A 13,897-nucleotide genomic window follows, 5' to 3' on the forward strand; every position below is an offset into this window, starting at 1 on the left:
AGCGTTCTTTAGCGCCCCGTCTGGATTCTTTTCGTCCGGGCGGGGCGCTCTGCGTCTTCGACACGATGCCGCTGCTATACTGGGCTCCATGAAAATCGCTTCTGTCATACTTGATATTCAAACGCAATCGCTCGACACGCCTTACACCTACGCGGTGCCCGACGACATGGACGGCGCCCAGGTGGGCTGCGCCGTGCTCGTGGAATTCGGCAGGCGTCGTGCCGTGGGCTACATCATCGCCATCGCGGAGGCGCAGGAAGAATCCCACGATGCTCCCGTTTCTCCCGCGGTACGATCGGTCGCGTTCCACGACGAAAGCGAGGCGCTTCCCGCCACGCGCACAGATCGCCGCGTTGAGCTCAAGCCGCTGCTCTCGGTTCTTTCCGCACCGTATTTCGACGAGTTCGGCGCGCGGCTCATCCAGTTCATCGCCCATGAGTACATCGCCCCGTTAAGCTCGTGCGTGCATCTGCTCACTCCAGTGGGGCGCGCGCCTAAGGTGGTAAAGCGCGGCGATGAGTGGGAGCTGCAAAAGCCCGCCAAGCGCCGCAAGAAAAAGGACGCCGAAGCAGCCCCCATCCTTGATGACGCGGACATAGCTCGAACAGCGCAGCAGCGCGAGGCGTTCGACCTCACGGAAGGGCAGATGCAGGCTATCCAGGCGATCGAGGGCGCCATGGCCCACGCGGCGGGGGGGTGCGTGGTGGTTGACGGAGTGACGGGATCGGGCAAAACCGAGGTGTACCTTCGCGCCATTCGAGCCGCGCTGGAGCGCGGCATGGGGGCCATCGTGCTCGTACCCGAAATCGCGCTTACGCCCCAAACCGTCTCGCGATTCGAGAGTCGCTTTGGCGACACGGTGGCCGTCATGCATTCGCGCATGACCGGCGGCGAGCGATACGACCAGTGGCAGGATGTCGCGAGCGGACGCAAGCGCGTGGTCGTAGGCGCCCGAAGCGCGCTGTTCTGCCCGATGGAACGCCTGGGTTTGGTGGTTATCGATGAAGAGCACGAGAGCACCTATAAGCAGGAGAGCGCGCCGCGCTATCACGCGCGCGATGTGGCCGCGTGGATGGTTTGCGAGCTTGGCGCCACGCTCGTATTGGGCAGCGCCACGCCGTCGATCGAGACGCTCTGCCGCACAACCTACGACCCTTCGTGGCATCGCGTGAGCCTACCTGGGCGCGCCAACGGCAAGCCGATGCCGCCCGTACGCATCATCGATATGGCGCGAGAGTTCGGAAGCGGGTCGCGTTCGATGTTTTCCCGCACCCTGCAGGAAGAGCTCTTTGCCGCTCTCGATGCCGGCCACAAGGCCGTCCTCATGCTCAACCAGCGCGGCTTCGCGAATTTTCTTCTGTGTCGCGAGTGCGGATACGTGCCCGAATGCCCCACCTGCTCGGTTTCGCTCACATACCACGAGCGCGGCAACATGCTCGTATGCCACCATTGCGGCCATCGCGTGCCCGCTCCGCCTGTTTGCCCCGCATGCGGTAGCCCGTACCTGAAGAAGTTCGGTGCCGGTACGCAGCGCGTCGAAGCCGAGCTGCTCAAGCTTTTAGAGGGACGCGAGCAGGTGCGCGTGATACGCATGGATTCCGACACCACATCCTCGCGCGACGCGCATGAGCGCTTGCTGCGCGAGTTCGCCAAGCCGGGCGCCGCCGTGCTTCTGGGCACGCAGATGATCGCGAAGGGCCTCGATTTCGACGAGGTGGTATTGGTGGGCGTCATCAATGCCGACACCCAGCTGCGTTTGCCCGATTTCCGCTCGGCCGAGCGCACCTTCGACCTGGTTGAGCAAGTCGCCGGCCGCGCAGGCCGCGGGGAGCTTGACGGCCAGGTGCTCGTACAGACATACATGGCCGATTCCGTTGCCATACAGGCTGCCGCGACGTACAACCGCAAGCGGTTCCTCTCCGATGAGCTGCCGAAACGGCGCATGCTAGGCTACCCGCCATACATGCGCCTTGCCAACATCCTCGTATGGGGCGAGAACGCCGATGAGGTTCGCGACGTCGCCTTGGAGCTTGATGCGCGCGTGAACGAAGCGATTCGCGACATCGTGGGCACCGACTGGATGTCGCTCGGGGCTGCACCGTGTGCTATCGAACGCCTACGCAGCCAATACCGCTGGCACATCCTCATCAAGGCCCCGCGCGATGCCGACATAGCCCGCCTGGTGGAGCCGGTCATTCGCAAACGTCGCACGCACAAGCGCGTGAATGTCGCCTGCGACGTCGACCCGTTCAGCCTTCTGTGACGCGGCTCGTGCAGCTTTCGTAGTCCTGCATGCCGCCTGCGAAAACGCCTGTCGGCTCTGCTATACTCCCGAATCGGCAAATGTACGCTTGGTTGCGCGCGAATCCGCTTTACGCCCTTGAAGCACTTCATGGCGAAGGCATGCGATCGCGCCCCAGGTTCACGAATTTTGAAAAGAGGAGATATGGCATTCGATACGCTGAAAGTGGTCGTTGCGCCTGACTCGGTACTTGAAACGCCGTGCGAAGAGTGCGACCTGTCCGATAAGAGCCTGAAGAAGCTCGCAAAGCAGATGGCCAAGACCATGTATAGGAACAACGGCTGCGGCTTGGCTGCGCCGCAGGTGGGCGTGAGCAAGCGCCTCGTGGTCATCGACTGCGATCAGGACGATGGCGAGCAGAACCCCATCGTGATGGTTAACCCCGTCATCGTGGAAACCCGCGGCCGCCTGGTCACCGAGGAGGAGGGCTGCCTCTCGTTCCCCGGCATCTCGGTTCCCATCACGCGTCATGAGTACGCGGTGGCGCGCTATTTCGACCTCGATGGCGAGGAGTGGCAGATCGAGGGCGATGGGCTGCTGGGCCGCTGCCTGCAGCACGAAATCAACCACCTCGATGGCAAGACCATGCTCGACGTGTGCGAGCTCTCGGACCGCATCAAGGCCATCCATGATTTCGAGGAGGCCAAGAAAGCGGGTGCCAAGCCGGGAGACACCAGCGTCGACTAGCGCGTAAGCGCCCCGCGCACGCCGTGCGCGGGGCTTCGTCCGAAGATTGGAGGCGTCATGCGCGTCGTATTCATGGGAACGCCCGATTTCGCGGCGAGCATTCTGGACGAGCTCAAAGAGCAGCATGAAGTGATTGCCGTATACACTCAGCCCGATGCCGTGCGGGGCCGCGGGAAGAAACTCGTTCCTTCGCCGGTGAAAGAACTCGCCGTGCGGGCGGGCATTCCCGTCTACCAGCCTAAAACGCTGCGCACTCCCGAAGAGCAGGATCGCCTTAGCGAGCTTGCCCCCGACATGATCTGCGTGGCGGCGTATGGCAAGATTCTGCCGCAGGAGGTGCTCGACATTCCTGAGCACGGTTGCCTTAACGTGCATGCGTCGCTTCTGCCCAAGTACCGCGGAGCGGCGCCCATCGAACGGGCCATCCTTGCGGGCGACGAGCAAACCGGCGTGTGCATCATGCGCATGGAAGCCGGCATGGACACGGGCGACTACTGCATCAGCCGTTCGTGCGATATCGGCGACATGAGCTGCAAGCGCCTTACGGCCGAGCTTGCGGAGAAGGGCGCCTACGCGCTCCTTTCTGCGATATATGCCATAGAGCTCGGCAATGTGCACTGGACTCGCCAGGACGAGTCGCAGGTTTCCTACGCCCCCAAAATCGAGAAAGGCGAACTTAACTGCGACCCGGCCGAGCCCATGGCGACAAACCTGAGGCGGGTGCAGGCCTCAAGCGATGCGCACCCATCCAAGTGCACGATCGCGGGCAAAGGCGTCACGCTGCTTGCGGCCAAAGCGGTTGAGGGCGAAGAGGCCGCCGCGATGGGCGCCACGCCTGCGCGGGGCGAGGTTTCGTTCTGCGCTAAAAGGCTCTTTCTGGGGTGCGCCGACGGCCCCATCGAGATTACCGAAGTAAAACCGGACGGCAAGAAGGAGATGTCGGCCGCGGCGTTCGCAAGCGGCGTGCAAGGCATAAAAACAGGCAAAGTGATTTGGGAGCGAATGTAGATGACTGATTCAAAGAACACCGGGCATAGAGGCGAAGGCCGACCCCGTTCCGGCGGCTTCAACCGCGGCGCGTCGAACCGCGGGGGCAAGCCCGGGTTCTCCAAGGGGAGGGGAGCGGGCGGCTACGGCCGCAAGAACGGCGATTTCCACGGTAAGCCGCGCGGCGACCAGGGCAGCAAATTCGGTGACGACAAGCATGACGGCAACCGCGGCGGCTTCCGCGACGATCGCAAGGCATCGGGCCAGGGAGGCAAGCGCAACTGGACGCCTTCCGACAAACAGGGCGGCTCTCGCGGGTATCGTTCCGACCGAAAGTCGTATGATGCCGACCGCAAGCCGTATGGCAAAGATGCACGCGGCTTCAAAAGCGACCGCGGCCCCCGCAGAAACGATGAAGGCCGCGCGTTCGAAGGCCAGCGTTCGTTCGATAAAAACGCGTCGCGTGACGCAAAGGGCTTCGCGCGCGAAGGCTTCGACAAGAAGGGATTCAAGCCGCGCGACGATAAGCGTTTCGATCGCCCTCGCCGCTTCGACAAGCCGCGTCGCGATGACGATTCGTTCGAGGGCGGCAACAAGCCCCGCTTCGACCGCGACTCCAAGCGTGACTTCGCACGCGATGACGCCTCGCCGCGAGGCGAGAGGCGCTTTGATGACCGCAGGGGTCGTGACGACCGTCGAGGACGCGACGGCAATCGCGGGCACCGCAATCCGGTTCTTTCGCCGGCGCGCCAGGCGGCTTGCGCCATCGGTCGCGAAGTGCGCGAGCGCGACGCGTTCGTTTCCGAGGTCATCCCCGGCGTGCTCGCCCAGTTCGAGGGCATGTCGCCCGAGGATTCCGCTTTCGCCACCAAGATTGCGCGCGGCGTGACGGCCACCTTGGGCACGCTGGACGAATTCATTGATCGCAACCTCAACTCGCCGAGCGACATTCAGGACGACGTGCGCGACGCGCTGCGCGTGAGCGCTTACGAGCTGCTGTTCCTTGGCAAAGCCGATTACGCCGCCGTAGACCAGGGCGTTGAGCTGGTGTGCTGGGTGGCGCCCAAGGCGGGCGGTCTTGCAAACGCCGTGCTGCGAAAAATGGCCAAAAGCGCTAAAGCCTTCCCGTTCGGCAGGCCCAACTTGAGCCTCCAGGTACTCGCGCGCTCCCAAGCCTTCCCGCTGTGGCTTGCGAAGCGCCTGATGAACGAGATGGGGCTGCAGAACGCGACCACGTTCATGCGTGCCAGCAACGCCGACGCGCCGGTCCATATCGCCGTTAATGCCATCAAGGTCGAAGACCCGGAGGAAATCATCGAGGTATTCGACCAGGCAGGAAGCCTGCTTACTCCCGTAGAGGACGTGCCGGGATGCTATCTGGTGGTTAACGCGCGCGTACTGGCCAAACCGGAAGTTCGCGCCCTGTTTGAGCAGGGCAAGGTGCTCGTATCCGACGCATCCGCCCAAGCTGTGGCTGCGCTCGCGTGCCCCGATCACGATATCGAGGCCTTCCTAGAAATCGGCAGCGGGCGCGGCACTAAGACCATCGTGCTGCAGAGCGACGCCGTGCGCGCGTTCGGGCGCACGATGCCCATGGTTTCGGTGGACGACCACGGCTTCAAGGCCGAGATACTCGCCAAACGCGTTGCGGGCTACGGCATCGAATCGGTTCGCCCCGTGAAGGCCGACGGCCGAAAGCTCTCGTCGTTGATGCCGGAGGCGAGCTTCGATGCGGTTTTGCTCGACGCGCCGTGCTCGGGCCTGGGCACGCTTCGCCGTCACCCCGAGATTCGCTGGCGCCTTACCGAGAAGGACGTGACCGCCATGGCAGGCGTCGAGCTGGACATGCTCATTGAGGCCGCCAAGATGGTCAAACCCGGTGGCATCTTGACCTATGCTACCTGCACCGTGTTCAACGAGGAGAACGACCAGGTGGTTGAGCGTTTCTTGAAGACCAAGCTTGGCGAATCGTTCCAGGAAGAAGCGCGTATCGAGCCCGCATTGACCGCGAAAGGGCCCGATGCCCATTTTGCCGTGCGCTTGAAGCGCGTCCGCTAACGCAGCCTCAATGGTTTGATTCGAACGCCCCTGGTTCTTTTGATTAAGAATGAACTGCCTCCCGTTTCTTGGACATGAGAAACGGGAGGTTCTTTTATGTCCGGAAGACCTTCGTACGATTCGTCCATGAAACGAGCTCGATCGACAATCAGGCTCCAATGTGCGACCCCGTTCTTATGCTTGACGCATCGATTGACGCAACGAACGGCGATTTGCTGCAGTACGAACGTCGCTCTGCAACCGCGTAAAGGTCGCCCTCGCAAACAAACGGCGATTTGCTGCAGCACGAACGTCGCTCTGCAAACAAACGGCGATTTGCTGCAGTTTTCGCGCGCCTCCCGAAGTAGCCCAATCGGAGCGAGGCCGTGAACTGGGGAAACGCGAAGCTCAACGGCGGTGTACTCGGGGCACCCCTCGAAAACTGCAGCAAATCGCCGTTTGTTTGCGAGGGCTGCTATTATGCGGTTGCGAAACGACGTTTGTGCGGCAGCAAATCGCCGTTTGTTTAACCCGCGCCTTCGCGCCGCCCTGGATCACACTGCAAAAAAGTAATTTGCGGTGTGGCATAACCCTACATTTGCCGTCTCAAACGTGGCAACCTCGATGACACAAGGTGCTACAAAATCAGCATTGCGAATCGAACCGAGGAGCCCAATGGTTATCATCTGCGGAATGTCAGCATGGGAGTATTTCTGCACCCCGCCTATTGTCAGAGAAACCGAGCTTCCCATCGAAATTGCGACCAGACAGCCGCCTTTCGGTGTGGGAATTCCGAAGTCGTTGTTTTCCATTCGGGAAAACGCAAGCGAGGCTTCTAGGCTCGTGCAAGGCCGATTGCTCCATGACCTGAAAGGCATTTCGCTTCCAATCAACGTATGCTCGACCGACCAGAGCCCGAGCTATCGCGCAAACAGGCTCGTCGTCTACCGCCGAATGCCGTGCTACATGCCGGCACATCATCTCATCAAATTGAACGAATGCCTTTATATCACCTCTCCGGAACTCACCCTCGTCCATCTTGCAAAAGACCTCTCTTGGCAACAGCTTTCCCTGCTCATGCTCGAAGCGTGCGGCCTGTTTGCGGCCTTTCGTGGAACGCTCAGATCAAAGGCGGTTCTGAACGAAGTCGCTTCTTACTATAAGTCGCAGGATTACGCGCTAGTCCGTGCGCCAATCGTCTCGGAATACTGTGACGAACGTGGGCGCCACCTGCACAAAGCCCAACACAACAGCCCGATTGAGACCTGGAGCCCTTGCTTCAACCGATTCGGTAAAATGACCGAATTATGGAAGCGCCCGCCGCTTTGCACCGTCGAAAGTCTAGAACGTCTCGCTGGCTCCGCAGAAGGCTCGAACGGCGCCTCCACTGCGCGCAAGGCGCTCCGACAGGTCGCTAACGGAAGCGGATCACCTTTCGAAGCGCGATTGTTCCTTATGCTCTGCTCGGAAGCCCTATGCGGCGGAGAGCACTGGGAACGCCCATCGCTTAACCGTCGAGTCGTCTTCACACCTGAGGCTCAGAATTTATCGGGGCAGACCCATTGCGCGTGCGATTTCCTCTGGGAGGATAAAAAAGTCGCAATTGAAGCAAAGGGGAAGGCGTATCACGCGGACACAGACGGGTTCGAGATTGAAAATGGACGCAGAGCCGCGCTTGAATCCATGGGGTACACCACATTCGATGTCATTTACAGCCAGATAGCCAACCCGGATCAATTTGACACTTTGCTGCACACATTCTCAAAGCGGCTCGGGTTTGCACTACGAAAAAGAACGCCCACATTCCTCTACCATAGAGAGGAGCTGTATCGGGAGCTCTTCACCCGAGAGCAAAAGAAAATCAGCATATAAATGAAATATGATTCGACGCAAGGCACCCCTGCTTGACGTAGGCATTCCTCATGGTAGTCGAAAAGTCAACCACGTAATCATTCGCTTATCTCGTTAATGCGCCGATACGCTATTGAAGCAGCAAAGAACATGCAAGAAACCGTCTGATGACATGCAGCTTTCAGCCAGAGCGGGCCCGATAAAGGCTTCGCACTCGTTTCCGCAATGTAAAGCCCCATTAAAGGTTCGCCCAAACGCCGTCGAACGGTCTTCCGACGGTAGCACGTTAATCGTTGGGGTTAAACCCCATCCGGCGCGAGCCCAAAGAAAACAAAAGGCGATTTGCTGCTGCAGAAACATTGTTTTGCAACCGCGTAAAAGTCGCCCCGCAAACAAATGCCGATTTGCTGCAGTTTTCGCTCGTCTCCCGAAGTAGCCCAATCGGTGCGAGGCCGTGACCTGGGGAGACTGAGAACAAAATGGCCGTATACTCAGAGCACCCCTCTAAAACTGCAGCAAATCGCGTTTCATTGACTCTGTTACTTCAGCGCGTCCACGTTCACGCCTTCAAGCTCGAGCAAATAGCGTTTGATTTTAATGCCCGCCGCATATCCCACGAGCTTTCCCCCGGCGCCTATGACGCGGTGGCACGGCACCACGATGGGCAGAGGGTTCTTGTTGTTGGCGAGCCCTACGGCTCGAAAGCCTTTAGGGCTTCCTACGGCCTCGGCGATCTGGGCATACGTGCGCACCTCGCCGTAAGGAATCTTCTTCAGCTCCTCCCACACCTTGAGCTGAAACTCGGTTCCCTTGGGGTCGAGGGGAAGGTCGAACACATGTCGCTTGCCTGCGAAATACTCCTGCAATTGAGTGGCGGCAGTATTGGTGAGCGCACTGGGGCGCTTGGTCACGCCCTCAATGATCTGGGGACCGAAAAGAATCTGCGTGAGTCCGTTCTCGCTCGCCACAATGGTGAGCCTTCCGAGCGGCATGGTGTAGACAAAGTAGTTCATTAGAACACCGACCTTTCAGAAAGAACCAAAGCAGCAACTATTGATTGGCAAGCACGCCGCCGATGTTTGGGCACACCTGCGGGTGGTCAGGCACGCCCGCCAAGGGGAGAGCACGCCTACCGACGGTCAGACACGCCCGCCAAGGGGAGAGCACACCGACGATGGTCGGACACCCGCCTCTGGCCAGACACGCCCACCAAGGGCTGGGCACGCCTGCCGATGGATGGGCACGCTTGCCACCGCATCAAAGGGAGGAAGGCGAACCCTGCGTCGATACCGTTTCGAATCGCCTGTGGCGAGAAGACGGAATCCGCATCGATCGCGTTGCCACTGATTATAGGCCGATACCGTCGCGTCATCGCGCATTTCCCTATGGAGATTTCAAAAGGCGCCGGCAACGGACGCGGGTGCGGCTCGTTGCGCTAGAATGGAGGCAGTATACCGTCGAAAGAAAGGTCACGCGAAATGTTCACTTCGCCCAAAATCGCTCCTTCCATCCTCTCAGCGGACTTCATGAACATGGAACGCGATGTCGCGGAAATAGAAGCGGGTGGCGCGTCGTTCGTCCATGTTGACGTTATGGACGGCCATTTCGTGCCCAACCTCACGCTGGGCGTACCCTTCGTCAAGCAGTTGGAAAAGGTTACCAACCTGCCTCTCGACGTGCACCTGATGATTTCCAATCCAATCCAGCAGCTTCCCTGGTTCTTGGAGTGCGGGCCCGATATGGTATCGGTTCACGCCGAGGCGCTCGACGAGCCTACGGGAGAATTCGACCGCGCCATCGACATGATTCACGAGGCCGGCGCTAAAGCGTGCCTGGCCCTTAAGCCCGACATGCGCGCAAGCGTGGTGGAGCCCTATATCGCCAAGTTGGACATGGTGCTGGTCATGAGCGTTTATCCCGGTTTTTCCGGCCAAAAATTCATCGAGGGCACCGAGAAGAAAGTGGCCCGCGTGGTGGAGATCGCGCGCGCTGCCGGCGTGGCGCCCCTCATCGAGGTGGACGGCGGCCTGGGCGTGAACGATCCCACGCGCGCCGTTGCTGCTGCCGGCTGCGACGTGTTCGTTGCGGGTAGCGCATGCTTTGGCCAAGCTGATCGCGCTGCAGCCATCGCAGGCATCGCACGCACCGCCGCCGAAGCCCAGGCATCGGGTTTTGTCGCCCCGTGGGAAGGCCGTGAAGCGTAATGCCCGCTTTGACCGCGCCTACGCATCGGGTCATCTACCTTGACAATGCCGCAACCACGCCGCTGTGCGAGGAGGCGGCCTGCGCCATGGAGCCCTTCCTCGCATGTGGCCTGGAGGGCCGGTTCGGCAACGCAAACTCTTTGCACCGGGTGGGGCGCGCCGCGTTTGCGGCGCTCGAGGACGCTCGTATGAGGGTGGCGCGCGCGCTGCACGCCCATAGGCCCGACGAGATAGCCTTCACATCCGGCGCCACCGAAAGCGACAACGCCGCCCTAATAGGCATCGCCATAGCGGCGCGTGAAAAGGCGAGGCTGAAGCACGGCCTCGCATCTGGCGGCAGGATCGCCATCTCGCGCATCGAGCACGACGCGGTACTCAATGCGACGCGCCTGCTGAAAGACCTCGGTTTTGCGATTGATTTCATTGAGAACGATCGCAACGGACGCATAGATCCTGCCGCGCTCACGGATGCCCTCCATGACGACACGCTCCTCGTAAGCGTTATGGCCGCCAACAACGAAGTGGGAACCGTTCAGCCCATTCGCGAACTGGCCGCCCGCGCCCATGAACATGGCGCGCTTTTTCATACCGATGCCGTGCAGGCGCTCGGCAAGATTGAAGTCGATCTTGCGTCATGGGACGTGGATTCGGCGTCCTTTTCGGCCCACAAGGTATACGGCCCTAAAGGCGTTGGCGTGCTCTATCTTAAGTCGGGCACTCCGTTCAGGCCTTTTTTGGCCGGCGGCGGGCAGGAGCGGGGATTGCGCAGCGGAACGCAGAATGTTGCCGGTACCGTGGGAGCCGCCGTCGCAATCGAGCGCGCCGTGCAGCGACGCAAAGCGTTCGCTCAAACAACGATGCCGGTGCGCGATTACCTCTACGGGGAGTTGTGCAAGCACGCCAAAATCACCCCTTCCGTCACCGTGGGGTCCGGTTCAAGCGATTTCTTGCCCACTATAGTGAACGTATGCGTGCGAGGCTGTGAATCGCAGACGCTCATCATGCAGCTCGACCTTCGAGGCTTTTGCGTCTCAGGCGGCTCGGCCTGTTCATCCAACTCGCTCGATCCATCGCACGTGCTTACCGCGCTCAGCATCCCGAGAAATCTCGCCCAAGGATCGCTGCGCCTTTCGCTTGGCGAAGACGCAAGCATCCAGCAGGCCGATTCCTTCATCGAAGCGTTCAAGGAGGTGGTAGACGCATGGAGCTGATAACCATGCACACGCATTCGACGTTCTGCGGCCATGCATATAGCACGCTCGATGAGATGGTCCAAGCCGCATCCGAGGCCGGCATCACTGCGCTTGCGGCTACGGAGCATTACCCGCTCTCGCCAGCATTCAAGGAATACAGTTTCGCAAGCATGCCGAGCGCGCGTCTCGCCGAATACGCCGACGCCGTTCGCTCAATACGCAAGCGATATCCCCGCATGCAGATTCTTCTGGGCTGCGAGCTGGACTGGCTGGGCGACTGGGAGGACCGGGGCATCACGCCCGAGTCGTTTGCCGAATACGACATCGTGCTCGGCTCCGTCCACTTCATAGACGGATGGCTGTTCAACAGCTCGCGCTGTAAAGAACGCTGGTCGGACATCGACCCCGATGACATTTGGGAGCACTATGTGGATCTGTGGTGCGAGGCCGCCACGAGCCCCATGCCTTACACGGTGATGGCGCATCCCGACGTTATCAAGAAATTCGGCTATTACCCCGATCGCGCGAAGCTTCGGAACATGTATGACCGCATGGCGCAGGCGGCAGCGTCGGGCGGGCGCATGATAGAGGTCAACACATCGGGCAAGTTCACGCCGTGCGGAGAGTATTACCCGACGCTTGACCTGCTCAAGCGCTTCCACGACGCGGGCGTGCGCTGCACGGTGGGCACCGACGCGCATCGCGCAGAGCACATTGCGCGCGACATTCGCGAGGCGTACGCGTTCATGCGCGAGGCCGGCTATACCGAGGTGGCTGTGCCGCTCGTAGGCGGCGGAGTGCGCATGATGCCAATCGAGTGAGGCACAAGCAACAGGTAAAGGAGGCACATCATGGCAATAAAGATCGAATCGTCGTTGAGCGTGCCCAGCTCAGGCACGCTCCTTGGCAAGGAGCCCGCGCGCGGCCTGTCGGTAGGGGAGCTCACGCGCAGACTTGAGCTCATGTTCCCGCCGCACGATGCCGAGGCATGGGACCGGACGGGGCTCTTGGTGGGCGACCCGTCCGAGGGCGTCACCGGCGTTTCGGTGGCACTCGACCCTACGCCCAAGGCTGTCGAAATCGCTCAGTCGAGCGGGTCGAACGTCCTTCTCACGCACCATCCCGCATTCCTGAATCCACCGGAGAAAATCGGTCCCATAGGGCAGGGGTTCGGCATGGCGGGCGCAACCGTATTCGAGGCGATCAGACGGGGCGTCGCGCTCGTCAACTTCCACACCGCCCTTGACGTAAGCGCCCAGGCGCGCGAGATGCTGCCCGGCATGCTGCGCCTCAACGTTTCGGGCGTGCTCGAGCCGCTGGCGCACGACCCCGACCGGGGCTTTGGCCAGGTATGCACGCTCCCCGAAGGGGAGGGCGCCGTCACGCTCGAGCGCCTCGGCGCGCGCTGCACCGCGGTTTTCGGACGCGCACCGCGCATTTGGGGCGACACGGATCGCAGCCTCGCCACAATCGTCACATGGACCGGCAGCGCATCGGCAGCGCTTGACGAGTGCCTAGCGCGCAATGTGGACGCCCTGGTGTGCGGCGAGGTCAAATACCACGACGCCCTTGCCGCCTCGGAAGCGGGCCTGTGCATAGTGGAGCTCGGGCATGACGTTTCCGAGCTCCCGTTCGCCAATGTGCTGGGCGCCGCCGCCATCCGCGCGGGCGTTTCGAGCGATCGCGTCTTTCATATCTCGCAGCAGGGAAACTGGTGGCACCCCGAAGCGGTTCGCGCGTAATATAGGGGCGCTCCGCGCAACTCTTCGTGAATATGCGGTGGATAACTGAGGGGATGTGGCCAAAACGAACGAAAAAATCGTTGCAACCCGGGTTTTCGCGTGATATAGTAGCCAGGCTTTTTGCTTATATCCAGATAACCATCTGAAGTAACGGAGTGAGAAATTATGTCTAAGGTTTGCGAAATTTGCGGTAAGCACCCTGTCGCGGGTCGCAGCATCAGCCATTCCCATCGCGTCACCAACCGCACCTTCCGTCCCAATATCCAGAAGATCACCGTTCTGGATAACGGCCGTGCGGTCAAGAAGAACGTGTGCACGCGCTGCATGAAGGCCGGCAAGGTCACCCGCGCGTAACAGCTACTTCGCTGCATTGTGAAAGCCCGCTTAGGCGGGCTTTTTTGTGTGCTGAGGCCTCATGGGCCGCGCCCGTTGCACCGCGAACGCCGTTTTGGGATATACTTAACCGATGTCTTACAGCGGCATTCGTCGTCCCCGGCGCCCAGGCGCGGGGGAATGCCATAAGAGAAAGGGTACCCATGTCCGAGCAGATTCCTGGCAATCTCCACGTATCCAACGATGTGCTCGCCGACCTGGCAGGCAACGCCGCCCTCGGATGCTACGGCATTGTGGGCATGGCGGCTCCGACCCTGCAGGACGGCATTGCCAAGATCCTTCCCGCCAACCGCCTGCGCCGCGGCATCGTGGTCACCACCACCGAGACCGGCGTGCATGTTGACCTGTATGTCGTAGTGGAGTACGGCACCAACATCAATACCGTGTCCCAGAACCTCATCGATAACGTGACCTACGTGCTCACCGAGTACGCCGAGGTGCCTATCGACGGCGTTGAGGTGCACGTGCAGGGAATCAAGGTGCGCAAGTAGCGCCGAACAT

The 13,897-nt window shown here is 60.7% G+C and carries 12 protein-coding genes; 11 read left to right on the plus strand and 1 reads right to left on the minus strand.

Going from position 1 to position 13,897, the window contains the following annotated elements; translation table 11 throughout:
* The first annotated feature begins 88 nt into the window (after positions 1 to 88).
* The 5 genes from priA (at position 89) to DMP06_RS03335 (ending at position 7,885) form a co-directional block, all read left to right on the plus strand.
* Positions 89 to 2,263: a replication restart helicase PriA gene (gene priA / locus DMP06_RS03315; protein WP_123208322.1), complete on the plus strand. Its 2,175-nt coding sequence runs from the start codon at positions 89 to 91 to the stop codon at positions 2,261 to 2,263.
* 183 nt (positions 2,264 to 2,446) lie between these two features.
* Positions 2,447 to 2,989 (plus strand): peptide deformylase, encoded by a 543-nt coding sequence (def, locus tag DMP06_RS03320; RefSeq protein WP_123208323.1) that lies wholly within the window; start codon positions 2,447 to 2,449, stop codon positions 2,987 to 2,989.
* A gap of 57 nt (positions 2,990 to 3,046) precedes the next feature.
* Positions 3,047 to 3,997: a methionyl-tRNA formyltransferase gene (gene fmt, locus DMP06_RS03325; protein WP_123208324.1), complete on the plus strand. Its 951-nt coding sequence runs from the start codon at positions 3,047 to 3,049 to the stop codon at positions 3,995 to 3,997.
* Positions 3,998 to 6,034 carry an RsmB/NOP family class I SAM-dependent RNA methyltransferase gene (locus DMP06_RS03330; RefSeq protein ID WP_123208325.1) on the plus strand — a complete coding sequence of 679 codons (2,037 nt, stop codon included), beginning with the start codon at positions 3,998 to 4,000 and terminating at the stop codon, positions 6,032 to 6,034.
* Positions 6,035 to 6,688: 654 nt separating this feature from the next.
* Complete coding sequence (locus DMP06_RS03335; RefSeq protein WP_123208326.1) at positions 6,689 to 7,885, plus strand: hypothetical protein; 1,197 nt, start codon at positions 6,689 to 6,691, stop codon at positions 7,883 to 7,885.
* Positions 7,886 to 8,403: 518 nt separating this feature from the next.
* Here the strand turns inward: DMP06_RS03335 and DMP06_RS03340 are convergent.
* Positions 8,404 to 8,877, minus strand: a complete 474-nt coding sequence (locus DMP06_RS03340; protein ID WP_123208327.1) for a methylated-DNA--[protein]-cysteine S-methyltransferase — start codon at positions 8,875 to 8,877, stop codon at positions 8,404 to 8,406.
* A 465-nt stretch (positions 8,878 to 9,342) separates the two neighbouring features.
* Here DMP06_RS03340 and rpe point away from each other — a divergent pair, with 465 nt between their 5' ends.
* From rpe to DMP06_RS03370, 6 genes are all read left to right on the plus strand, one after another.
* Complete coding sequence (rpe, locus tag DMP06_RS03345; RefSeq protein WP_123208328.1) at positions 9,343 to 10,068, plus strand: ribulose-phosphate 3-epimerase; 726 nt, start codon at positions 9,343 to 9,345, stop codon at positions 10,066 to 10,068.
* The gene (locus DMP06_RS03350) at positions 10,068 to 11,279 is read left to right on the plus strand and encodes a cysteine desulfurase family protein (protein WP_123208329.1); all 1,212 of its coding nucleotides are present in this window, start codon (positions 10,068 to 10,070) and stop codon (positions 11,277 to 11,279) included. Before rpe ends, DMP06_RS03350 begins: the two co-directional genes overlap by 1 nt.
* Positions 11,270 to 12,082: a histidinol-phosphatase gene (locus DMP06_RS03355; protein ID WP_123208330.1), complete on the plus strand. Its 813-nt coding sequence runs from the start codon at positions 11,270 to 11,272 to the stop codon at positions 12,080 to 12,082. The genes DMP06_RS03350 and DMP06_RS03355 overlap by 10 nt, the downstream gene beginning before the upstream one ends.
* 30 nt (positions 12,083 to 12,112) lie before the next feature.
* Complete coding sequence (locus DMP06_RS03360; protein WP_123208331.1) at positions 12,113 to 13,003, plus strand: Nif3-like dinuclear metal center hexameric protein; 891 nt, start codon at positions 12,113 to 12,115, stop codon at positions 13,001 to 13,003.
* 165 nt (positions 13,004 to 13,168) lie between these two features.
* The gene (gene rpmB, locus DMP06_RS03365; RefSeq protein ID WP_123208332.1) at positions 13,169 to 13,357 is read left to right on the plus strand and encodes a 50S ribosomal protein L28; all 189 of its coding nucleotides are present in this window, start codon (positions 13,169 to 13,171) and stop codon (positions 13,355 to 13,357) included.
* A 182-nt stretch (positions 13,358 to 13,539) separates the two neighbouring features.
* Complete coding sequence (locus DMP06_RS03370; RefSeq protein WP_123208333.1) at positions 13,540 to 13,887, plus strand: Asp23/Gls24 family envelope stress response protein; 348 nt, start codon at positions 13,540 to 13,542, stop codon at positions 13,885 to 13,887.
* The last annotated feature ends 10 nt before the right edge of the window (positions 13,888 to 13,897 follow it).

Source organism: Slackia equolifaciens (genome assembly GCF_003725995.1).
GTDB lineage: Bacteria > Actinomycetota > Coriobacteriia > Coriobacteriales > Eggerthellaceae > Slackia > Slackia equolifaciens.